Source organism: Egbenema bharatensis FJBBOT/2019, from assembly GCF_048077055.1.
GTDB lineage: Bacteria > Cyanobacteriota > Cyanobacteriia > Elainellales > Elainellaceae > Egbenema > Egbenema bharatensis.
This window is the reverse complement of record NZ_CP182236.1, coordinates 528,824-550,636: the sequence shown is the minus strand read 5'-3', so window position 1 is coordinate 550,636 and position 21,813 is coordinate 528,824. Positions and strand designations below refer to the sequence as shown.

General features: G+C 51.6%; 19 protein-coding genes, 2 pseudogenes and 1 riboswitch. Of the genes and pseudogenes, 15 read left to right on the top strand and 6 right to left on the bottom strand.

The annotated features are described in order from the left end of the window. Positions 1–140: 140 nt before the first annotated feature. From ACM1PF_RS02425 to ACM1PF_RS02415, 3 genes are all read left to right on the top strand, one after another. Positions 141–1,202 carry an NAD-dependent epimerase/dehydratase family protein gene (locus ACM1PF_RS02425; protein WP_416672046.1) on the top strand — a complete coding sequence of 354 codons (1,062 nt, stop codon included), beginning with the start codon at positions 141–143 and terminating at the stop codon, positions 1,200–1,202. A gap of 8 nt (positions 1,203–1,210) precedes the next feature. After that, complete coding sequence (locus ACM1PF_RS02420; protein ID WP_416672044.1) at positions 1,211–3,208, top strand: glycosyltransferase family protein; 1,998 nt, start codon at positions 1,211–1,213, stop codon at positions 3,206–3,208. Between the two features lie 455 nt (positions 3,209–3,663). Then, positions 3,664–3,825 (top strand): hypothetical protein, encoded by a 162-nt coding sequence (locus ACM1PF_RS02415; RefSeq protein WP_416672042.1) that lies wholly within the window; start codon positions 3,664–3,666, stop codon positions 3,823–3,825. Positions 3,826–3,875: 50 nt separating this feature from the next. On the opposite strand, the pseudogene ACM1PF_RS02410 reads toward ACM1PF_RS02415, so the two are convergent. Continuing rightward, positions 3,876–4,731 (bottom strand): annotated as a pseudogene (locus ACM1PF_RS02410) (TIGR01548 family HAD-type hydrolase). Positions 4,732–4,974: 243 nt separating this feature from the next. Further along, positions 4,975–5,406 carry an NfeD family protein gene (locus ACM1PF_RS02405; protein WP_416672041.1) on the bottom strand — a complete coding sequence of 144 codons (432 nt, stop codon included), beginning with the start codon at positions 5,404–5,406 and terminating at the stop codon, positions 4,975–4,977. A gap of 180 nt (positions 5,407–5,586) precedes the next feature. Between ACM1PF_RS02405 and ACM1PF_RS02400 the strand changes: the two genes are divergently transcribed. Continuing rightward, on the top strand, positions 5,587–7,737 hold the full coding sequence (locus ACM1PF_RS02400) for a PP2C family protein-serine/threonine phosphatase (protein ID WP_416672040.1): 2,151 nt from the start codon (positions 5,587–5,589) through the stop codon (positions 7,735–7,737). A gap of 106 nt (positions 7,738–7,843) precedes the next feature. Beyond that, a complete protein-coding gene (locus tag ACM1PF_RS02395) occupies positions 7,844–8,065 on the top strand; it encodes a ferredoxin-thioredoxin reductase variable chain (RefSeq protein WP_416672038.1) in 222 nt (73 codons plus the stop codon). Between the two features lie 41 nt (positions 8,066–8,106). On the opposite strand, the gene ACM1PF_RS02390 is transcribed toward ACM1PF_RS02395, so the two are convergent. Next, a complete protein-coding gene (locus ACM1PF_RS02390) occupies positions 8,107–8,334 on the bottom strand; it encodes a hypothetical protein (RefSeq protein ID WP_416672036.1) in 228 nt (75 codons plus the stop codon). 476 nt (positions 8,335–8,810) lie between these two features. Between ACM1PF_RS02390 and ACM1PF_RS02385 the strand changes: the two genes are divergently transcribed. The 6 genes and pseudogenes from ACM1PF_RS02385 (at position 8,811) to ACM1PF_RS02360 (ending at position 14,373) form a co-directional block, all read left to right on the top strand. Beyond that, entirely contained in the window at positions 8,811–9,596 is a 786-nt protein-coding gene (locus ACM1PF_RS02385; protein ID WP_416672035.1) for a TVP38/TMEM64 family protein, read from the top strand. A gap of 69 nt (positions 9,597–9,665) precedes the next feature. Next, positions 9,666–11,173 (top strand): annotated as a pseudogene (locus ACM1PF_RS02380) (mercuric reductase). A gap of 344 nt (positions 11,174–11,517) precedes the next feature. Further along, a complete protein-coding gene (locus ACM1PF_RS02375; protein ID WP_416672033.1) occupies positions 11,518–11,796 on the top strand; it encodes a hypothetical protein in 279 nt (92 codons plus the stop codon). Next, on the top strand, positions 11,769–12,746 hold the full coding sequence (locus ACM1PF_RS02370) for an FtsX-like permease family protein (protein WP_416672031.1): 978 nt from the start codon (positions 11,769–11,771) through the stop codon (positions 12,744–12,746). Before ACM1PF_RS02375 ends, ACM1PF_RS02370 begins: the two co-directional genes overlap by 28 nt. A gap of 409 nt (positions 12,747–13,155) precedes the next feature. Next, positions 13,156–13,935 carry an ABC transporter ATP-binding protein gene (locus ACM1PF_RS02365; RefSeq protein WP_416672029.1) on the top strand — a complete coding sequence of 260 codons (780 nt, stop codon included), beginning with the start codon at positions 13,156–13,158 and terminating at the stop codon, positions 13,933–13,935. 3 nt (positions 13,936–13,938) lie between these two features. Then, a complete protein-coding gene (locus tag ACM1PF_RS02360) occupies positions 13,939–14,373 on the top strand; it encodes a DUF4332 domain-containing protein (protein WP_416672027.1) in 435 nt (144 codons plus the stop codon). A gap of 4 nt (positions 14,374–14,377) precedes the next feature. Here ACM1PF_RS02360 and ACM1PF_RS02355 read toward each other — a convergent pair whose 3' ends face one another. Then, positions 14,378–14,896, bottom strand: a complete 519-nt coding sequence (locus tag ACM1PF_RS02355) for a GNAT family N-acetyltransferase (protein ID WP_416672026.1) — start codon at positions 14,894–14,896, stop codon at positions 14,378–14,380. A 497-nt stretch (positions 14,897–15,393) separates the two neighbouring features. Between ACM1PF_RS02355 and ACM1PF_RS02350 the strand changes: the two genes are divergently transcribed. Beyond that, complete coding sequence (locus ACM1PF_RS02350) at positions 15,394–16,119, top strand: hypothetical protein (RefSeq protein WP_416672024.1); 726 nt, start codon at positions 15,394–15,396, stop codon at positions 16,117–16,119. A 28-nt stretch (positions 16,120–16,147) separates the two neighbouring features. On the opposite strand, the gene ACM1PF_RS02345 is transcribed toward ACM1PF_RS02350, so the two are convergent. Continuing rightward, entirely contained in the window at positions 16,148–16,402 is a 255-nt protein-coding gene (locus tag ACM1PF_RS02345; protein ID WP_416672022.1) for an NfeD family protein, read from the bottom strand. Between the two features lie 271 nt (positions 16,403–16,673). Next, positions 16,674–16,904, bottom strand: a riboswitch (cyclic di-AMP (ydaO/yuaA leader). A 496-nt stretch (positions 16,905–17,400) separates the two neighbouring features. Here ACM1PF_RS02345 and egtB point away from each other — a divergent pair. From egtB to ACM1PF_RS02330, 3 genes are all read left to right on the top strand, one after another. Next, positions 17,401–18,684 carry an ergothioneine biosynthesis protein EgtB gene (gene egtB / locus ACM1PF_RS02340; protein ID WP_416672020.1) on the top strand — a complete coding sequence of 428 codons (1,284 nt, stop codon included), beginning with the start codon at positions 17,401–17,403 and terminating at the stop codon, positions 18,682–18,684. A gap of 152 nt (positions 18,685–18,836) precedes the next feature. Next, on the top strand, positions 18,837–19,802 hold the full coding sequence (egtD, locus tag ACM1PF_RS02335) for an L-histidine N(alpha)-methyltransferase (protein ID WP_416672019.1): 966 nt from the start codon (positions 18,837–18,839) through the stop codon (positions 19,800–19,802). A gap of 433 nt (positions 19,803–20,235) precedes the next feature. Further along, positions 20,236–21,081, top strand: a complete 846-nt coding sequence (locus ACM1PF_RS02330; RefSeq protein WP_416676542.1) for a prohibitin family protein — start codon at positions 20,236–20,238, stop codon at positions 21,079–21,081. Positions 21,082–21,122: 41 nt separating this feature from the next. Here ACM1PF_RS02330 and ACM1PF_RS02325 read toward each other — a convergent pair whose 3' ends face one another. Then, positions 21,123–21,782: a L,D-transpeptidase gene (locus tag ACM1PF_RS02325; protein ID WP_416672017.1), complete on the bottom strand. Its 660-nt coding sequence runs from the start codon at positions 21,780–21,782 to the stop codon at positions 21,123–21,125. Positions 21,783–21,813 lie beyond the last annotated feature (31 nt).

Here is a 21,813-nt window from a genome sequence, read left to right as displayed (position 1 = left end):
AATCTGAGAGACTGTTAGTCATTTGGCAATCGTCTGATGTTTAATGAGCAATAGTTTAATTCGGAATTGACGAACTTTGACGAGGCAGAATTAACTTCCTGCCTTGTCGATGCTGTTGGAATTTCTAGGAGAGGAGTGAGATGTCGGTCGTTCTAGTTACAGGCTCCGCTGGTTTAATTGGCTCAGAATCCGTTCGTTTTTTTGCCCACTTGGGATTTACGGTCGTTGGAATTGACAACGATATGCGATCGTACTTCTTCGGTTCTGGAGCTTCAACCACCTGGAACCGGGATTTGCTCAAGGCGACCTATGGTGAACAATATCGGCACTATGATGCGGATATTCGTGACCAGCAAGCGATCGAAGCAATTTTCCAGGAATATTCATCTGATATCAGCCTGATTATTCACACTGCGGCTCAACCTTCCCATGATTGGGCAGCCAGTGATCCTCACATTGACTTCACTGTTAACGCGAATGGCACGCTTGTTTTGCTAGAAGCCACTCGCCAATATTGTCCAGATGCAGTCTTTATCTTCACCTCAACCAACAAAGTTTACGGGGATACACCTAACTTTCTTCCGCTTGAAGAACTGGAAACCCGTTGGGAAGTTGCTGTAGATCACCAGTACTCTATTGGGATTGATGAATCGATGTCGATCGATCACTCGAAACACTCCCTATTTGGGGCTTCCAAAGTTGCGGCTGATGTCCTGGTGCAGGAATACGGAAAATATTTTGGCATGAAGACGGCTAGCTTCCGGGGTGGGTGTTTAACGGGTCCAGCCCACTCTGGAGCTAAACTTCACGGGTTTCTTGCCTATCTGATGAAGTGTACGCTAACAGGTGAGCAATACACTATTTTTGGCTACCGAGGCAAGCAAGTCCGGGATAACATCCACAGCTTTGACTTGGTGAATGCTTTCTATCATTTCTACCAGAATCCTAGAAGTGGCGAAGTGTACAACATGGGTGGCTCCCGTCATAGCAATTGTTCCATGTTAGAGGCGATCGCTGTTTGTGAAGAGCTATCAGGCAACAAGTTAGATTACACATATACTGACGAGAACCGTTCTGGCGATCATATCTGGTATATATCAGACGTTCGCAAGTTTCAATCTCATTATCCGGATTGGCAGTACAAATATAATCTCCAAAACATCCTGGAAGACATCTATAATGCTCAGTCCAAGCGATTTTGATGCTATCCATGAAAGTAGCCATCCATAATCCCTTCGCCGGACAACTCGTCGCCGAAACTGAACTCTCCCGCCGAATTCACCTTGCCGCCACCAACCTCGGCTGGGACGCGATCGAAGCCCATACTGCCCCCGAAATCAACGCCTGCCAGCCCGACTTTGTCATCGCCCTCCACAACAACAGCCCCAAACTCACCCAATACCCCACCTACGGCTGTATGTGGAACCCGCCCTCCTTCTTTGAAGGCACCGACCCCTTCGTGCGGCACGTCCTCACCTACGACGGCTACCTCACCTCCTCGCCCGTCCTCGATCGCTGGCTGCACCACATTCTCCACACCACCCCCAAACCCGTCCTCACTGCCCCCTTCTACACCAGTTGTCCCGCCACCCCCTACCAGCCCCCCCAGCTTGATCCCCCCCGCTTGATGTACATCGGTTCCAACTGGGACGGAGCCAGATTCAAAGACCTGTTTGCAGAACTCGATACCCAACCCTATCTGGAAGTCTATGGCAGACCCGAAGGCTGGCAACACCTCACCCAGTCCTATCGCGGCAGCTTGCCCTACGACGGACATAGTGTCTTGAATACCCTGCGTCAGGCTGGCGTTGGGTTGTGTTTGCATCGAGCCGAACATCGAGCCGCCGGACTCCCCTCCATGCGAATCTTTGAAATCGTCGCCTCCGGAGCCATCGCCCTTTGCAGCGACCATCCCTTCATCCGCCAGTCCTTCGGTGATTCTGTCCTCTACATCAATCCTGACCAGCCGATCGCCCAGCAAATCCAGCAAATTTCCGACCATCTCACCTGGATTCAAGCCAATCCCCAGATCGCCCTGGCAATGTCCCAGCAGTCCCATCAGATTTTCCTCAAACACTACGCCCTGGAGCATTTACTGGAGGCGATCGTCCCCTACCATCAGCACATCCTCCAGCAAAAAGGCTTCACCCGTCCCCTCCGCACCCCATCGACTCACATTCCCTCCGTCCAATTCCTCCTGCACCTCACTCCAGAATCCCCCGATTCAGACCCGCTTCCCAACCTCCTCGATCAGATCGCCCACCAGACCCATCCCAACATCGGATTAATCCTGATCAAACCCGCCGATCTAGACCTGCCCGAACTCCCCCATCAGGATAAATTCCCCATCACCATCCTCGACTGCCCCCCCAGCCCCCCTTCAGAACCGCAAGATTCAGCCCGCTACACCAGCACCTCCCTCTGGGCCGGACTCAACGCGATCGATGCCGATTACTTTGCCCTCCTCGATCCATCCGGCACCCTCTACCCCAACCATATCCACTCCCTGCTCTCCCTCCTGGAAACCCACCCCGAAGCCGGAGTCGCCTACGCTGGCACCCTGAGAACCTTCCCAGAATCCGCAGCAGCACAACACCCAGAGTTAGCCGAACTCGCCGAATTTGATCCCACCTTCCTCGATCGCACCCTCCAGCTCAATCCCCCCTTCCCACCCCACGGCTTCCTGGCTCGCCGCGCCCTCCTCGATCCCATCCTTCTCCAGGATCCCCAACTCAACCACCACGAAACCCTCTGCCTGATCTTGCACCTGCTCCAGCGCACCCGATTTCTATTCAGCTACGAAGTCACCTGCGAAACCCGTCAACCCGCGATCGATCCTGCCACCCGACTGAACGAATTCCACAACTGGTCTAGCGAACTCTCCCGCCTCAAATTTATCTTCTGGAATCAGGAATTCGCCCCCGGCAAAACCCTCCAATCCATCCACTCCCCCACCCACTCCCCCACTCCCCTATCGGACTCCGAATCCCTCAAAGCCACCCTTGAGCAATATCGCGCAGAAATGAAGCAGCTCCACAAAAAATACAAGACTGAAACCCAGCGATTTCAAGCAGAATGGCAACAATCCCAGGAGCAACTTCAACAAGCCCGCGATCGCATCAGCGCAATGGAAACCAGCAAATTCTGGCAACTGCGATCGGCCTGGTTCCGGGTAAAGCAAAGGCTAGGAGTGAGGAGTGAGGAGTGAGGAGTGAGGAGAAAAACAACACGGTAGGGGCGCACTGCTGTGCGCCCTCACACAACACACATGGTATGGGCAACACATATGGCATGGGCAACACACATGGTGTGGGTGACATACCTAGTACGGGCGCTGCTGTGCGCCCCTACACAACATATGTGGTACAGGTAACACATATGGCATGGGCAACACATGTGGTACGGGCATCGTATGTGGTACGGGCAACACATGTGGTACAGGCGCACAGCAGTGCGTCCTTTTCTTCCTGTACACCCTTACCTAACGATTAAAACGCCCTTTTGTTGCCGATCGCTAAGACAGCAATTCCCAGAACTGCGATCGTCTACACAGAAAAACTGCGGAGAACTGAGGTATCTTCATCCTAACTTTACAGTAAGCCCTGGAGAGCGTATTTATAATCTCTGTAGAGCAGCCGTAAGAATACTGAGTCGGAGACCCCTATGAAAACCCTGTATAGAGATTGTCGTAATCATACTGAACTACCTTCCGGAGCAGCTTTGATCAGCGATATGCCCGCCTGGATTAGCTTGATGGGGATGGAATGGCTTTACAACGCATTGCAAAAGTTGAGCCTGTTTTCCCGGTCTAAAGCAAACCGCTAGAGGCTCGATCGAACAGACTGTATCCTGCGATACTTTAATTTCATTTAAACCTATTCACTCGTAAAGCTCTGGCGCATCAGATTTTGAATCACGGCTGCATTTAAGTGATTGACATTTTTTAAAACTAATTGTGCCCCCGCCTGGAGAAGCTGCCGTTCGTAATGGGCCGCATAGGTTTCAGGTTCCCACGTATGGGGGGAGAATTCCAACACCAATCCACTGGCGTTCCCCTACAGCCTTTCTTGCCTGTTCCACCGTCTGCATATCTGCCACCGTATCTCCAACGTAGATCACCAGAGCGTTTGGAGCATTCTGGCTTTCCTCTAGTAGACGAACGGACTCAATCAGCCCAGTGGGATCCGGCTTCCCCGGAGCATCTTCCATCGCCACCAGCACCGGAACCCTCAAGCCTAATCTTCTCTCCAGAACGTAGCTCGCAGACCCCCTCGTCGCGCCACTGAAGAAGCCCCAGCGCACACCCGCCTGAGTCAACCCCTCCAGATAGGCTGCCTGCATCAACAGCGGTTCCTGAGTGATATACCCCGTCCAGCTATCAGGGTTTTCTGGATCTGCCCCCCGATATCGCCGCTGAAAAAAGTCAACGATCGCCCCATAATCCGACCCAGGCTGCGATCGGCTCTGACCTTGAGACTCAAAATATCGCCCAATCATCTCCCTGGAAGCTTCCCAGTCATTATTCCAGATCCCTTCCGCCTTCAGGGTGTCAATATCGGCTTGAGACGGACGATAGGCTCCCTGCGTGAAGTGCTCCACGGTATCCGCCAACGCTCGCCGGTACGACCCCCCCACATCCCGCACCACGCCATCGATATCAAATACAACGATCGCGCTCACCGAGGTTGAAGCAGACTGAGATGGGATGGACTGAGTCGAATCAAGCGGCATGGGTTTCTTTCTCCTGCGATCGAAAATATCAAAATCCAAATCCAGCTCCAGTGATCCCGATCATTTGAGCCAACATTAAATTGTAGGCACCGCTCACCATGATTCGATCGATAAAACTACAGGCAAAGCCATAGCACTTTGGTAGGCAATGCCCACCCTACAGGGATACTACAGGGATACCTTCTCAAATATTGCCGGAGTATTGCCGGAGTGATGACAATAGTTTACGCCAATGCCTTGCCCCTACTCCCGCAGGAGATATTCCGGCATCACAATCAGTGTCGTTCCCTGCCGCCTGACCACATAAACCTTCTGATCTGGCGCGATCGTCAGTTGTTCATCATCGCATCTTGCCTGCCAGGAATTCCCTTCATACCGCACCCGGCCCGTTTGTCCCGCTGGAATTTCCGTTAAAGTCTCCGCTTCTTTCGAATCTTCAATTTGGCGAGCCTGCTTGTAGGGAAACAGCCGACGGAGTAAAAAAGACAAAACAACAGATAGCACTAACCATAGGGCAACTTGGGCACCAAAAGAGGGTACAGCCAGGGCAAAGCCTGCCACAATAATGGCACTGATGCCCATCGTCAGTTCAATAAAGGCAGTCGGCAACGTGAACTCCATCACGCAGAGGATCAGCCCCGCCACCAGCCAAAATAGGGGAGTACCAAGCACCATAGAGGAACCTCAGTCAAGGTTTTGGGTCGAAAAAGTAAGATGTGGCATGTAAAGAATCGTTGCTAGAGCGATGTTTCTGACCGAATCTCTAGTTTCAATCTAGCCTAAGCTTTTATGATTTCATTGCTCCGTCCGCTGATCTTTTCAGCTTATCTTTAAGGTAAACACTGCACCGTGTCTATGAGCAATCCTCCAGTGCAAATCCAATGTTCTAACCCAACGTGTCTGCATCCGGCCAATCACCTGGGCCAGCATTTGTGCGATCGTTGCCAGATGCCATTGGTCTATCGTCATCTATGGGCGATCGGAGAGAATGTAGTAGACATTCCGGTGAATACGCTGATTGGCGATCGCTACCTGGTGAAACAGCCTCAAATCTGGCTGGATACAAAACCCGGTGCCCGCCCGGATGCCCCCGATGTCTTTCCGCGACGAATTTTACCCTACCTGCACTTGTACGCCGATCGGCTGCATCTCCCAGAGCTATACGGCTCCCACCTCCACGACGATCGACTGGTGTTTTTGCTGAATAACGTCCCGATCCAGGACAGCGGGGAACTGCAAACCAGCCTGGATCAGCTCTGGACCACCGTATCCCCCGTCCGGCAGGTGTACTGGCTCTGGCAATTGCTCCAACTCTGGCAACCGTTGAAGGGACAGCGGGTTGCAACCAGTCTGCTGGTTCCCGACAATCTCTACACCGAAGGCTGGCGGGTGCGGCTGCTGGAGTTGATTCGTGACTATGAAGAAGACGAGGAAATCGACGATACAGACATTCCCACGGCTCTGCCTAAGCCGACATCCGGTGCGTCAGATGCCCCAGTACCCGACACCGAGGCAGGCGCAGAATCTAGCATTCCAGACCTGACCCTGAAGGATTTAGCCGCCGTGTGGCAGCCCTGGGTAGAGTCTACCCATCCCACAATCCAACAGCCACTCCAGGCGATTTGTCAGCAAATGCAGACATTGGACGATACTAAGGTGGGACGGCAGACGATCGCCATTGCTCTGAATCGATTGCTGCTGGAGCAATCCGCCCAGACCTCCCTGCGAATTCAAGTCTCTGGAGCCACCATTACCGGATCTCAGCGAGCCCACAACGAAGATGCCTGCTACCCCGATCGCCAGATTCGGCCCAATGATGCGCTATTGCCCAGAGTCGGGATCATTTGTGACGGCATTGGTGGACACGAAGGCGGAGAAGTCGCCAGTCGATCGGCCTTGGAGCAGCTCAAACCCCTGATTAGCAACCTCTTCCAGGAATTTCAGGAACGCACCGAGCTGGCCCTGCCCCTGGAAATTGAGCGCGACCTGGAAAGTATTGTCCGAGTCGTCAATGGAACGATCGCCAAGCAAAACGACGATCAGAAGCGGGCTTTACGGCAACGCATGGGCACAACCCTGGTCATGGCCCTCCAACTGCCCCAGGCTGTGAACACCGCGACGGGGATGAACCACGCCAATGAGCTGTATCTGGTGCATGTGGGAGATAGCCGCGCCTACTGGCTCACCCCCCACTACTGCCATCCCCTCACCCTCGACGATGATGTGGCCACGCGGGAAGTCAAGCTAGGACGCAGCCTCTACCAGGAAGCCCTCGATCGCCCCGATGGCGGAGCCTTAACCCAGGCTCTGGGCACTCGTGACTCTGAAACCCTTCACCCCACCGTCAAACGCTTCATCATTGAGGAAAGCGGCATTCTGCTGCTCTGCTCCGATGGACTGAGTGACAACGATCGGGTCGAGCAAACCTGGATGCAAATCACCAACAGCATCTTTAAGGGCAAGATGGCTCTGGAAGATGCGGTACAGGCCTGGCTACAACTGGCGGACGACTACAACGGCCACGACAACACCTCGATCGTCATGATGCAGTTCCAGGTGGGCAATCACCCCCACTTACCGCAGATCTCCCCCGAAGCCGCCCTGCCATTCCAGCCTCTCCCTCCCACGGCTCCCCCCTCTATTCCATCCAACGCGCCCCCTGCTGCTGCGGATTCCCCCGCAGACCCTCAATCCGTCAGCCAGGAACCCCCTCCCGAAGAATTAACGGAAGCCTCCAAAGCACTGCTCTACGGCGAGGAAGATGGAGATGATGCCACCCTGGATGACGAAGATCTGCCCTTCGCCCCTTCTCCTACCTCCGGTTTACCCCAGGAGCTGCTAGAGCGTCCCAAACTCCCCGCCGCCTGGTTTTGGTTAGTTGCCCTCATCCTGGTCGCATTGCTAGCGGGTGCCTTGGGTTTCGTCGTCTGGAGTAGATTGCTGGAGGGTTCTCCCCAGGGCGACAACCCCACCTCCCCCACCTCCATCCCTGAAAGTCCCCAATAAGAGCGGAACATCATATGCAAAGATAATAAAGTTGTCAGCACTCATTCGTTTGAAGTGCGCCTGTGTACTTCAAGCGCAGGTGAACCATGTTGCAAATTAGATTGATATGAAAGTCGGCGATCGTGTTCGTGTGAAAAACTCCGTTGTGGTTTACCATTACCCAGGTCACCGCAACGAACCATTTGATATTCAGGGACAAGAGGGTGAAGTCATTGCCCTGGCTAACCAGTGGCAGGGTAAACCCATCAGTGCAAATTTCCCCATTCTGGTCAAGTTTGAAGGGAGATTTAGGGCCCACTTACGGGAGGATGAGTTAGAACTTTTGTAAAGAATAGCCCTCTGAACCATTCAGAAAGCAAAACATTCCTCCTATCGCTTTCCTCGATAAAACCAGCTCATAATATTTAGCTCATCCTGCATCTTGGCAAAGTCCTGCTGATGCTCCTGGGAAACCTGATAGTACCACTCACAATAGGTTTCCAGATCTTGGCGTTCTTCAACCTCTCGATAAAACTCGTAGGTCGTCTGATAGACCTCAAACTCTTCCGCAAAGTCGGGTTGGGGAATGGGGATGATGGATTGGAGGAAGTCAGACATAGTGGGGAGTGGGGAGTAGGAAGTGGGGAGTAGGAAGTGGGGAGTGGGAAGTGGGTTTTTTGCCAGGAACCGGGTTGGCTCATCCCTTCAGATCGAATCACGGAATACAAATTGAATAAACTGGAATTCTTGTGGGGTAGGCATCTTGCCTGCCCAGTCAGCAGAGTCAGCAGAGTCAAACCTTGCACAGGTTACTGCATCCATGCTCCTAAGGAGTTCCAGTTCACGTGATAACTCCACATCGGCAACACCATCGGCAATACCAATAGATCAAATCACAACCCTCCAAGGGCAACCTGTCTACAGTTTAGCCTCTCCCCCCTCCTACTCACCCACTCCCCATTCCCTACTCCCTACTCCCCATTCCCCCTCCCTCAGCTTCCCCTAAGTTTTTGTTTAAATCCTCATCATTTTCCAGGAGTCGATCGAGACTACAGTGAAGGCAACTAAAGATGTGTTGCGCTCACCGATAAGTGATGAACCATGAACAAGCCACCTTGCCCGCCTTTCGTTCGGCTGCGACCCCTAACAAAACCATTGAAAATTCTGGGGCTGGCAACGATCGCCTTCGTGCTGTCTACAACTCCGGCTCTGGCCAAGATGCGGCTCCTGGGCTGAATCCGCAGGAGTGGTTGCGAGATCTCTTGATGTGGATTGATGGACTGGGAACGGGGGGGATAGTTGCTTTCATTGCCCTCTACGCCATTGCAGCAGTTGCCTTTCTGCCGGGATCAATTCTCACCTTGGGGGCAGGAGTTGTGTTTGGTGTGGTGCAGGGGAGCATTTTTGTCTTTATCGGGGCCACCCTGGGTGCAACCCTGGCCTTTTTGGTCGGACGGTATCTGGCACGGGGCTGGGTCTCTCAAAAAATTGCTGCAAACGCTAAGTTTAAGGCGATCGATGAAGCGGTGGGGCGAGAGGGACTCAAGATTGTCTTGCTCACCCGACTTTCTCCTGTATTTCCCTTTAACTTGCTAAATTACGCCTTTGGCGTGACGGGCGTATCCCTGCGCGATTATGTCCTGGGCTGTGTCGGCATGATTCCGGGCACGGTGATGTATGTCTATCTGGGATCGCTGGCAGGCAATCTGGCTTTGATTGGGGGCAGCGAACAGCCCACGAATCCCACTGTGCAATGGGTGATTCGTATCGTCGGATTTATTGCGACTGTTGCTGTCACGGTTTATATCACCCGCGTTGCCCGTAAAGCTTTATCTGAATCGATCGCAGAACCGCCCCCCTCGGAAGAACAAGCCCTGTAGGAGTTTGCCAAGAAGATTATGTCTCATGCCTTTACCCCCCACGATCATCAAGATGTCACCGTGCCACCGATGGACGAGTACAATCAAACCCTGGTGCAGCACGTTCATCCCCCCGACTGGATCGATCCTCAGCCGCAGTCCTGCTATGACCTGGTGGTGATTGGGGCCGGAACCGCTGGACTAGTGGTGGCCGCTGGAGCCGCTGGACTAGAAGTCGGGCTGAAGGTGGCCCTGATCGAACGTCACCTCATGGGAGGGGATTGTCTCAATGTGGGCTGTGTCCCCTCTAAGTGTGTGATTCGCTCCTCACGGGTAGTCGCTGAAATGCGAGAAGCAGGAGCATTTGGTGTACAACCCCCCGATCAGATCCAGATTGATTTTCCAGCCGTCATGGCTCGAATGCGGCGATTGCGAGCCGGGATCAGCCACCATGATTCGGCCCAGCGGTTCCAGAATTTAGGGATTGATGTGTTTTTGGGCGAGGGACAGTTTACTGGGAACGAAACGATCGCCGTTAACGGTAAAACCCTGCGCTACAAAAAAGCGGTCATTGCCACAGGAGCCAGAGCCGCCCGCTTGTCGATTCCGGGCATTGAGGAGGCAGGCTATTTAACCAACGAAACGGTTTTTTCCCTGACTGAGCGACCGCAACGGCTGGCAGTGATTGGGGGTGGGCCGATCGGCTGTGAACTGGCCCAGTCCTTCCAACGTCTTGGCTGTGAAGTGGTGTTGTTTCATCGGGGTTCCCATCTGCTGAATAAAGAAGATGTGGATGCGGCCGAAATCGTCCAGGAGAGATTTATTCAGGAAGGAATTCAGTTGGTTTTGGACTGTCAGTTAGAGCGGGTGGAACGAACGACCGCAGGCAAGGTGATTCACTACACCGGCGATGGAGAAACGCGATCGGTGACAGTGGATGAAATTCTGGCGGGAGCGGGGCGGGCACCCAATGTGGAAGGACTGAATCTGGAAGCCGCCGGTGTCACCTACGATCAGAAGCGTGGCGTACAGGTCAACGATTTTCTGCAAACCAGCAACCCGAAGATTTTTGCCGCAGGAGATATCTGCATGAACTGGAAGTTCACCCACGCTGCCGATGCCGCCGCCCGGATTGTGATCAAAAACGCCCTGTTTGCCCCCTTTGGGCTGGGACGTTCCAAACTGAGTAGCCTGGTGATGCCCTGGGTAACGTATACTGACCCCGAAATCGCCCATGTGGGACTGTATGAGCACGAAGCCCGGCAGCAGGGAATCGAGGTGAGTACCATCCAAATTCCCATGCATACCGTCGATCGCGCCATTGCCGATGGAGAAGAAACTGGCTTCGTTAAAATTCTCCACGAAAAGGAAAAGACAAAATCCTGGGAGCCACGATCGTCGCTCGTCATGCAGGCGAAATGATCAGCGAAGTCACCACTGCGATCGTCCACGACATTGGACTCAGCAAGCTTTCCAGCGTCATTCATCCCTACCCCACCCAGGCAGAAGGGATTAAAAAAGCCGCCGATGCCTACCGCCGTACCTTATTAACCCCTCGGACGAAGACGCTGCTGGGATTTTTGACGAAGTTGGGGTGAGGCAGCCAGGGGGCAGAGGTTTAAGAAAATATAAACTTTCTTATCCCTATTTTACAAACCTCAATCCAATGAACTGTTACCAGGTCTGAAGTTGCCCCTCGTTTCGCCGGTTCAGCAAAAATATTACTTTGTGAAGAGACACCCATTCTGACTGTCACACCTCAGATCATCTCGAAAGTCTGGGCACAGTAGAGTCATAGGATACGTCTGGGAGATTGTACCTGTTGTACGATCGCATCGGTCAAAGGACATAAGGGTATACTTCTTAATATTCCTTAATGCTTTTCAATCCCCGATGTTTCCACCCCCTTAGATGTTATTGCCTCACGGTTCCTTGTTAACTCATGGCTTCTGTTGCGCGTAAAAACCTGTTTGAAGATATTCCTCGCTTTTTGGTGGCTCAGGCTGGAATTATGTTTGCTGTCAGCCTGGTTACCATTCAAGTCGGCGTACTCAACGGGTTTACTCGCTCGGTTGGGATCTTAATCGATCGCTCCGAGGCGGATGTCTGGGTCGCCAGTGACGACATGGTGAATCTGGAACTCACCTTACCGATTCCGCCGGGCATCTCAATCTGGCCCAGCAGGTCTCAGGTGTGCAGCAAGCAGAGGCCTTACTCCTAACGGGCGGTATTTGGCGCAGTCCAGAAGGGGCGATCACAACAATTCGGCTGTTTGGGTTTGACCCAGGTGGACAATTGTTTGGCCCGGCACTGGGAATGAATGATCTGAGTGTTCTAAATTCACACTACACGGTGATTGCAGATAAAAGTAATACCGATAGTCTGGATATAGACCGCTTAGGTGAAACCGCTAATATTGGCCCCGTGGCAGTACGGCTGGTGGGGTTAACGCAAGATACGCAGTCGATCGCCTCCAGCCCCTACCTGTTTACCTCCCTGGAAAACGCGAAGGCAATTTCAACCGGAGGACGAACTGCGAGCCTAAACTGCCGAGTTCAAAATGGTGAGTTTCTCTGCACCAACGTCTATGAGCAAACGACGGAGGCGAACCCTGCGCCAACCCCCTTAACGGCCACTGATCCCATCACCTATGTGTTGGTCAGAGCTGAACCGGGGCAAGACGTAGAGAACCTGAAGCAACAGTTGGAAGCGTCCCTTCCCAATACCCAAGCCTACACCCGCGATGAGATGGCATCCCTCACTCGCTCCTATTGGGTCAGGCGCACTGGCATTGGCTTCATTTTGGGGTTAGGGGCAACCGTGGGAGTGGTGGTGGGCATGGTCATTGTTGGGCAAATTCTCTATTCATCGGTTTCTGACCACTTGAAAGAGTTTGCCACCTTGAAGGCCATGGGGGTGTCCGATCGGGTGGTTTACAGTATCATCATCCGCCAGGCTCTATGGATGTCCGTCCTTGGCTACGTTCCCAGCCTGGCCTTATGTCTGGGGTTAGGAATGTGGACGTTTGCCACCCAGGGGATCATGATTTTGATTACTCCCCTGACTGCAACCGTGATTTTTGGGATCACAGTTTCAATGTGTGTCGGTTCTGCCCTGTTTGCGACCCAAAAGATTACGCGGGTTGATCCAGCGATTGTATTTAAATCGTAATTGTCTTGAAGTCATGATTGTCTTGAAGTCATGGTAAATGACAGGGAAAAGTTCCTTCCTTCAGCAAAGGTTTAGCAAAAAAGAGTAAAGGATGAATGGACAATGTAGACGATGGGATAAACGCGGCGAAGCGAAACCAATCTGACTACGATAGTGAATACGAGAGCTGTCTGATTTTTGGTTTAACCTCGATCGTCATTAATTAGATTATTGATTAGATCATAAATTGGCTCATGGGAATCAAAACGCGATTCCGAATTGCACCCGCTGTGCAGTGAATCTAACTAAATAGTGCCTCACAGGCAAACATCGAGTTGACTGCCGTTTTCTTAAAACTAAGCCTGTGACTGCCTGAAGTTCCAACCCACCCAACTTCCCGATTTATTCCACACAAACTGGAAAACAGCCAATGACTGCCACGCCCATTAATTTTCAAGTGAGTTTGTCGAACCCACCAACGCCTCGCAATCTTACCCAAACCATTGATCCAGCGTTAGACTCGTTCGATGGAAGAAAGGCGATCGTCGCTCGTGGCGTGGACATGGTATTCCAGACCGGCTCCCAGCGGTTCCAAGCCCTCAAAGATATCAATCTAGAGGTTAACGTGGGGGATATCCATTTGCTGATGGGGCCATCGGGATCGGGAAAAACGACCCTGCTCTCCATCCTGGGTGGGATCCTTACCCCCACTGCCGGACGGGTTAATTTACTGGGGCAGGAACTTACGCGCATGTCTCGCTCCAAGTTAGCCCAGTTTCGCCTCAACCATATCGGCTTTATTTTCCAGGAATTTAACCTGTTTCCCGCCCTGACTGCGATCGAAAACGTGGAGCTGGCGTTGGACATGAAAGGCATTAAGGGCCGAGCTGGACGGTCGGCTGCCCTGGATTTACTGGAGCAAGTCGGACTGGATCACAAGGCAAAATCCTTGCCCCGCGATCTCTCCGGTGGACAAAAACAGCGAGTGGCGATCGCCCGGGCCCTGACTGGAAATCCTCAGATCATCATGGCAGATGAACCCACTGCGGCTCTAGACTCCCAGAGTGGTCATGCGGTCATCACCCTGCTGCGGAAACTGGCCAAGGAGCATAACCGCACCGTGCTGATGGTGACCCACGATCCCCGCATCATTGATGTAGCGGATCAGGTGACATACCTGGAGGATGGCGTGTTGCACCCTGCCCCCTAAAACATGACCACAAAGCATAACCAAGCCAGGATACAGCCCGGTAACTGGGCGATCGGACAGCTCCCTGGACTTAGTGAACAAAATCAGGGCAAGTTGGAAAAGTGCGGCATTCACACCACGCTTCAGCTTTTACAGCAGGCAAATACCCCTGAACGGCGACAGCAGCTCGCAGCCCAATTGCAGATCCACATTCAATACATCAACAAGTGGGTGGCTCTGGCGGATCTGGCGCGAATTCCAGCGGTCGGCTGTCAATACTGTGGGCTACTACTCCATGCTGGTATTAGCTCCCCCCTCCAGCTGGCTCAAATCCCCCTGGCGCGCCTCCATCGGCAGTTGGTCAAGCTCCATGTTGCCATGCTCCAACGCCAGGATCTCTGTCCTACCCTGGATGAAGTTGCCCTATGGGTAGAGCAGGCGAAGCGAATAGGGAAATAGACCGCTAATCGGGATACCAGAACATCCCCTTAATTCCCTCTGGATCCGGCATAAAGCCCAGCCCGCGATAGAAATCTATCACATGGGGATCGGCAAATAGGGTGATGTTGCTGATGTCTTCATTGCGGAGCCGTTTGATCATCTGACGCATCAACGCCTTTCCTAGCCCCTTACTCTGGAAGTCAGGATGAACCACTACATCCCAAATCGTGGCGTTGAAGGCATGATCCGACGTAGCGCGGGAAAATCCAATCAATCGACGCTGTGTCCCCCGTTGTTCCCACATTGAAACAACCAAAAAGCTATACTGAATCGCCTTTTTCACCTTACGCAGCGGGCGACGCGACCAACCTACCGCATCACACAGCTCTTCCAGTTCATAGAGATCAATCTCTCGATCGGTACTAAAAAAAATCCGAGAATTGCCAACGACTACACCTGGAGAGGCCATTCCGTCAATGCCGGGTGGCTTTGCGGCAGTTGTTGTTTCAGAGGTGCTAAATAAGCTTTTCCAGAAACCCATGCTGTGGTGCGGTATTACAGAGTCAGTGAGAAGGGGAATCAAATGAGCGGTAATAGCTAGTATATCCCTGCCGACTATTCTTAAACCGCTATCTATTTCCTGGAGGTTAAAAATTTAATCTGCCCAGACCTTCTAGCCCGCACCAGGTAATGAGACTGCGTTGGGTACTGTCTACCCTACAATTCCCCTTTGTTTTATTAATATCCATAAATATCCATAAAATAGATTTCTGAGAGTAGCAGGAGAATTGGGGATTTCTGGGAAAAATGGAATCAGGGATCACTGTATGATTACTTCTCAGCCAGGTGCCTCACCAAAAACTGAATCAAGTTCTTGAAAGTCAGCACCGCTGTAGGGTGGTTAAGAGCCTCCCAAAATTGCAAATTAAATAATTCTTAAATACAGGTCTGCCGAAACGTCAGTCCGTTTTCATCTCACCCACTTCTTCCTACTCGTGTTTTCTCACCCTCGTGATCGTACCTGCTTCTACCAAATCTATGGCCCTGGGGCTGAAACCCTCCACTCTAGAATTGTTAAAACGCTTTAATCGGGCGTTTCCCCAGTTCTATGAGCAGTTTGTTAGCAGCGAAATTCAGCTCCAGAATTTACGGCTAGCCTATCAACTTTACAAAACGCGACAAGCGGTCATTGAACTTAATCCAGAGGGGAGTAAGAGTGCCCTGCATTTTGCCTATCGGAATCAGTCCTTCCTTCTGAGCGATATTTTTGGTGTTTTGGCTGCCTATGGGCTGACGATCCATAGTTTGAGTTTGTATGGGCAGATTTACCCACCGATGCTAGTCTTCATCAAACTGGTCGTGTCCCGGGCAGGGAAAGCCCTTACAGACAAAACCTCAGAGAATGTCTGTCGTGCGATTCGGGAAGCCCTGGCAGGACGATTTGAGGTAGAAGAAATGCTGGCAGTTGAATTCAACCTGGATACCGGACTGGAGCAGGTGGAAACAGAATTTTATGTTGATCCAGTTTTCCACCTACCGGCCCTCTTGATTGAGGCAGATAATCAGCCTGGGCTGTTTTACAAGGTGATGTATGCAATTTGGCAAGAAGACTTGCTGGTGGTGAATGCGAATCTCCTGGTTTGGCGAGGGCGAACTCGCCTCATCCTCTATTTGCTGGGGCCAAACGAAAGCTTGATTCCAGAGTATTTAGGGCAAAAGATTGCTGAAGGAATGCGGCAACGTTTGCTGGGACAAGGCTTTTAGTGGTTGTTCACTGGTTCACCCAGACCTGCTAATTCAAATCAGGAGAATGGGTTGCCATCACGAGCGGCAGCGGCTCGACCAGCAGAGTAATGTTTTGCCGGCCAACGACTCGAACTGCCTCGCCAGGCAAAATAGTGATGTTCTGTTCACATCGGGCTGACCACCATGAACCCTGGAAGCGTACCCGCCCGTTTTTGCTGGGCTGAATCATGGCATCGACGATCGCCTTGCCCGCAAACAGCTTCACATCAAGCGTGGCGGCGTTAGATGGTCTACTGTGCATGCGGTTACGAGTAACGGATGAATTGGCAGTACCCTCAAGTTTGGTAGATGCAGACGAGCTGAAAAGCCGGTTCAACGTGGATTTAACCATGAGAACTTAACTCCTTTTAGTTAAAGTCCCACCCACTTCAGGGGGCTGAGGGAGATGGGATGTAAACAAACAAGGGTGAAATTGCTTCGCTTGCTCCGAGGAGGAAGGAAGCTTTGAAGGATCACCCAAGTTAACCTGAGGACACTGAAGGAGATCTAGCTGTAATAAAAATGCTGCCTCTTCAGTCTCCTCTCACTGCCGACGGAGTTAGCTGACGGGCTAGGGCTGAGAGGTGCCCCTCGGTCAAAAGCATAGAGGTGGGAGGTAAAAGCTGCGAGAAAACGTAATACTTTTCCAGGCTTCGCCCTGTATTAAGCTCTACCTTTTATCCGATTCGCCCCATAGAGTTTGGTTCCTCCGCTCCGTTTCATTAATGTCGCTAATGAAGTACGGGATTAGGCTGACTAGTAGATATGTGCTTATAACGCTAACACTGCTTTCAAAAATTCGTCAACTTAAGCTGCAATGATTCTCTCCTAAGGGGGACAAGTTTAGCATTATAAACAATTCATCGGACGATAAACCATTTCAAGAACAGATCGCTATTTTTTGATCCTATTTTTCGAGCACTGACTGATGATCAATCATTATTCCACCTCTCCTGGCAAGGTTCACCTCCTCCAGATGGGCGATCGTGGGTATTAATCGTGGGTACTGACCAAAGTATTAATCGTGGGTACTGACTAAAGTATCAATCTTCCATTGCCTCGCTTCACGATATGTGTATGAAGCTACAAATTCCCCCCTATGACAGTTCTCTGCTGAATCGATCGCTGCTGTAGTGGTACTGCATGGCTCTTTTGCCTTTTTACCTGCAATTAACCATAAGAGCCTATACGAATGGCGAGATCTGCGGTAGCATCCACGCGAGGATAGTACTCAGACTGTAAACCTCTATACAACTAACCATGAATCGTTCTGCTTCTCTAACACAAACGTTTGCTCAGAGTCGGATTCCCCTGTCGCTGGGCGATCGGTATCAACAAGTCCGTCAGTTAAGCGAGCAAATTTGTCAACCCCTGGCGATCGAAGATTACGGCATTCAAACCATGCCGGATGTCAGTCCACCTAAATGGCATTTAGCGCACATTACCTGGTTTTTTGAAACCTTTTTGCTGACCCCCTATTTGAAAAACTATGCCGTATTTCATCCACAGTATAGTTATTTGTTTAACTCTTACTACGAGGCAGTGGGAGAACGCCACCCCCGACCCCAGCGAGGCTTACTCTCTCGTCCGACCGTAGAGGAAGTGTATCGCTACCGTGCCTATGTCGATGAAGCGATGCAGCAACTAATCGCGGAACGATCGGGAGATGCAGAAGTGGAAGCCTTAATTACTTTAGGTTTACATCACGAACAGCAACATCAGGAACTATTATTCACCGACTTAAAGCATATTCTGGCGTACAATCCGCTGCGTCCTGCCTACCACGCCAGGGAATCGGTCAGCCCTAAAGCGCAGGAAACGAACACGGAAACCTGGTTGGATTATCCAGGGGGCCTGAATCCGATCGGCTATGACGGTACAGATTTCGCCTTTGATAATGAAAGTCCTCGCCATCCGGTTTACCTCCAGGATTACTATCTCGCGGCCCGACTCGTCACCAACGGTGAGTATCTGGAGTTTATGCAGAACAAGGGATATGAAACGCCGGAGTACTGGCTCTCTGAAGGTTGGGCAACAATTCGATCGCAGCAGTGGAACGCGCCCCTCTACTGGGAGCAGATTGACGGGGAATGGTGGGTGATGACCCTGGCAGGGATGCAGCCTCTAAACTTAGATGAACCCGTTTGTCATGTCAGCTTTTTTGAAGCGGATGCCTTTGCCCGGTGGGCGGATAAACGCTTGCCGACAGAGGCAGAGTGGGAAGTGGCAGCGGCTTCTGTCCCGGTGCAGGGAAATTTACTGTCTACAGGGAATCTCCATCCCATACCCGCGCAGAGTGTCACCCGTCCCGACCAGCTATACGGCGATGTCTGGGAATGGACTCAGAGTGCCTATTCTCCCTATCCCGGATTCAAGCCTGTTGCAGGGGCGATCGGTGAGTACAACGGTAAGTTTATGTGTAGTCAAATGGTGCTGCGGGGCGGTTCCTGTGTGACTCCGGCCGATCATGTGCGACCCACCTATCGCAATTTCTTCCCGCCCTCTGCTCGTTGGCAGTTCACAGGAATTCGGTTGGCGCAGTAATGGGACTGGATAGTTAGAGGAGAATAGCTGGATCAGATCAGTGATTAGATCATTCCCTGTTCTGTTTCACTGTTCTTTCCCGTTGAGGTTCTCATATCCTATCGCCTAAATCTGCTACCCCATTTCTAAAATTTTGCTTGAGGTAATATGTCATGGTTTCAGCAACTTATGTTTCTCCCCATGTTGCCCTCTACGATCTCCATCCGCCATTAGATGACTTTCGATCGGAGGTTTTACATGGACTAACCCAGCCTCAGAAGTTCTTCTCCCCCAAGTTTTTGTACGACAAGCGTGGGGCTGAATTATTTGATGCAATCTGCACCTTGGAGGAGTACTATCTGACTCGAACTGAAATGGCGATTCTGCGGGCCCATGCCCCAGAGATTGCCAACCTGATCGGCAGTGGTGCATTAATTGAATTTGGCAGTGGCAGCAGTCAAAAGATCCGCATCCTGCTGGATGCCATGCCCCAGTTGCCAACTTACATCGCTCTGGATATTTCTAAGCAACATCTTCAAGAATCCTGTTTAGATCTGGCAGCTACCTATCCAGGGTTAAACACGATCGCCATTTGCGCAGACTACACTCAGCCGATCGACTTACCCAGCCTTCCCCATTTACAAACCAAACACAAAGTGGGCTTCTTTCCTGGATCAACGATCGGCAACCTAGAACCGGGTGAGGCAGTGAAGTTTCTCAAGAATGCTGCAACTCTCCTGCAACCGCACGGCGGCTTATTGATTGGAGTTGATTTGAAAAAGAGTAAGGATATTCTGGAACCTGCCTACAACGATGCAAAAGGGATTTCAGCCGACTTTGCCCTAAACATTCTGGTGCGAATTAATCGGGAATTGCAGGGAGATTTCGATTTAAATCAATTTCGCTATGAGGCATTCTATAATCCGATCGGTCGGATTGAGATGTATATTGTCAGCCTTGCCGATCAGAGCGTTCATATCGGTGACACGAGGATTGCCTTCAAAAAAGATGAAACTTTACGCACCGAATATTCCTACAAGTACAGCGTTGAGGAATTTCAGGACTTGGCCGATCGGCTGGTTTCGATTCTAAGCACGTCTGGACAGATCCCAATCAGTTGTTTAGTGTCCATTACTTAAATCTTGATTAAGGAAAGGATTCCTCTGGGGGATGCCATTTAGCAGCTCAGTTGATCACAAACCTGGTTTAGATCCCCCCTAGCCCCCTTGAAAAAGCTACCGTGTACACAGATCTTGACTGAGAGGCTCAAACCCTGATAGATCCCCCTAAATCCCCCTTAAAAAGGGGGACTTCTAATCCGGTTCCCTCCTTTTTAAGGAGGGTTAGGGAGGATCAAACCCAGTCGTGGCTAGAGCAGATGACTTGTGTGTACACCGTAGGGGTTCACTGTGAAACGAACCCATTTTAGATCTACTGAAGCTGGGTTGATTCAGTTCTGACTCCTTCACCCCCCCAACTGCCGATCGAGCCATGAAACACGCGATATAGTAGGCAAGTGGGAACCAGAAAATCAGGAGACTGTAGCTTGTGAAACAGCAACAAGCCGAGAATATTAAAACGATTATTGCAAGCGCGCTTTTGGCTCTACTGGCGATCGTTGCGCTCAATGGATTTGTCATTATTAACCCTGGGCAAGCAGGTGTAATCAGCGTCCTGGGAAAAGCAAGAGATGGAGAGTTGCTAGAAGGGCTACACTTCAAGCCACCGCTGATTTCTAAGGTTGATATCTATGATGTTACTGTACAGAAGTTTGAGGTTCCGGCTCAGAGTGCAACGCGAGATTTGCAAAATTTAAGTGCTAGTTTCGCAATTAATTTCCGCCTGGATCCAACTCAAGTGGTGACGATTCGTCGGACTCAGGGAACCCTGCAAAATATTGTGGCTAAAATCATTGCACCGCAAACGCAAGAATCGTTCAAAATTGCTGCGGCTCGTCGTACTGCCGAAGAAAGTATCACCAAGCGCAACGAACTGAAGCAGGATTTTGACGAAGCCCTGGGAGAACGGTTGCAGAAATACGGCATCATTGTCCTGGATACCAGCGTCATTGACCTGAACTTCTCTAGAGAATTTGCACTGGCTGTTGAGGATAAGCAGATTGCCGAGCAGCGGGCCCAACGCGCGGTATACGTTGCCCGCGAAGCAGAGCAGGATGCCCAGGCAGACATTAACCGGGCAAAGGGAAAAGCAGAGGCGCAACGGCTACTGGCAGAAACCCTGAAGTCTCAAGGGGGACGGTTGGTACTGCAAAAGGAGGCGATCGAAGCCTGGCGAGAAGGTGGGGCGCAGATGCCCAGGGTGCTGGTGATGGGGGGAGACTCAAAAGGTGGAGTTCCCTTTCTGTTTAACGTAGGGGATTTAACAGAAGAACCACCTGCGTTAGAACCAGGAAGATAGTCCTCAGGGTGGTGAATTCAATCAACCCGCGATCGAATTCCTCACGGACGAACCACCACCATCGTTCCCAACGTCACCTGCTCATAGAGCGCCTGCACATCCACCTCCCGCATCCGAATACAGCCGTGGGATACCGCCTGCCCAATCAGCTCCTCCTGATGGGTGCCATGAAGCCCGATCTGCTGTTCTCCATTCGCCCAGAACCCAATCCAGCGAGAGCCTAAGGGATTCTCTGCACCTGGATAAACCACCTCCCCCGTGAAGGGATTCTGCCAGATTGGATCCACTTCCATGTTAATCACTTCAAACTCGCCGACAGGAGTTTCCCAGCCCGATCGCCCGATCGCAATTTCGTAAGTGGCAATGGGGGTTTCGCCATAGTAGAGATGCACCTGCCGCTCAGACAGGTTGATAAAAAGAGTGGAACGATGCACCCCTAAAAGGGGTTCCAGAGCCACTTCCAGGGAATCGGTTAGCCCCGTATAGGCAACGGCTGCCAGCGAGGAAGGGAGAGCACGCGGCGTAGAATGTCCTTCTTCTGGAAGAGCAGAGGGATGCGATCGCGGTCGGGATGGTGCAGCCGCAGCAGAGCCAGTTGGAAATTCCATCGATTGCACTGCCACAATCAAGGCAGCCCCAATAAACCCCAGGCACATAATGCTGCGAGGCAGGAAGTCATCTCCATCCGTGACTTTATTCATTTCCCCAGGTAGTAAAGTGCGACGGGTAAGC

Excerpts from the sequence above, each read along its gene's own strand:
- ACM1PF_RS02425 (WP_416672046.1), top strand. The coding sequence starts at position 141 with ATGTCGGTCGTTCTAGTTACAGGCTCCGCTGGTTTAATTGGCTCAGAA.
- ACM1PF_RS02420 (WP_416672044.1), top strand. The coding sequence starts at position 1,211 with ATGAAAGTAGCCATCCATAATCCCTTCGCCGGACAACTCGTCGCCGAA.
- ACM1PF_RS02415 (WP_416672042.1), top strand. The coding sequence starts at position 3,664 with ATGAAAACCCTGTATAGAGATTGTCGTAATCATACTGAACTACCTTCC.
- ACM1PF_RS02405 (WP_416672041.1), bottom strand. The coding sequence starts at position 5,406 with ATGGTGCTTGGTACTCCCCTATTTTGGCTGGTGGCGGGGCTGATCCTC.
- ACM1PF_RS02400 (WP_416672040.1), top strand. The coding sequence starts at position 5,587 with ATGAGCAATCCTCCAGTGCAAATCCAATGTTCTAACCCAACGTGTCTG.
- ACM1PF_RS02395 (WP_416672038.1), top strand. The coding sequence starts at position 7,844 with ATGAAAGTCGGCGATCGTGTTCGTGTGAAAAACTCCGTTGTGGTTTAC.
- ACM1PF_RS02390 (WP_416672036.1), bottom strand. The coding sequence starts at position 8,334 with ATGTCTGACTTCCTCCAATCCATCATCCCCATTCCCCAACCCGACTTT.
- ACM1PF_RS02385 (WP_416672035.1), top strand. The coding sequence starts at position 8,811 with ATGAACCATGAACAAGCCACCTTGCCCGCCTTTCGTTCGGCTGCGACC.
- ACM1PF_RS02375 (WP_416672033.1), top strand. The coding sequence starts at position 11,518 with ATGGCTTCTGTTGCGCGTAAAAACCTGTTTGAAGATATTCCTCGCTTT.
- ACM1PF_RS02365 (WP_416672029.1), top strand. The coding sequence starts at position 13,156 with ATGACTGCCACGCCCATTAATTTTCAAGTGAGTTTGTCGAACCCACCA.
- ACM1PF_RS02360 (WP_416672027.1), top strand. The coding sequence starts at position 13,939 with ATGACCACAAAGCATAACCAAGCCAGGATACAGCCCGGTAACTGGGCG.
- ACM1PF_RS02355 (WP_416672026.1), bottom strand. The coding sequence starts at position 14,896 with ATGGGTTTCTGGAAAAGCTTATTTAGCACCTCTGAAACAACAACTGCC.
- ACM1PF_RS02350 (WP_416672024.1), top strand. The coding sequence starts at position 15,394 with ATGGCCCTGGGGCTGAAACCCTCCACTCTAGAATTGTTAAAACGCTTT.
- ACM1PF_RS02345 (WP_416672022.1), bottom strand. The coding sequence starts at position 16,402 with ATGCACAGTAGACCATCTAACGCCGCCACGCTTGATGTGAAGCTGTTT.
- egtB (WP_416672020.1), top strand. The coding sequence starts at position 17,401 with ATGAATCGTTCTGCTTCTCTAACACAAACGTTTGCTCAGAGTCGGATT.
- egtD (WP_416672019.1), top strand. The coding sequence starts at position 18,837 with ATGGTTTCAGCAACTTATGTTTCTCCCCATGTTGCCCTCTACGATCTC.
- ACM1PF_RS02325 (WP_416672017.1), bottom strand. The coding sequence starts at position 21,782 with ATGAATAAAGTCACGGATGGAGATGACTTCCTGCCTCGCAGCATTATG.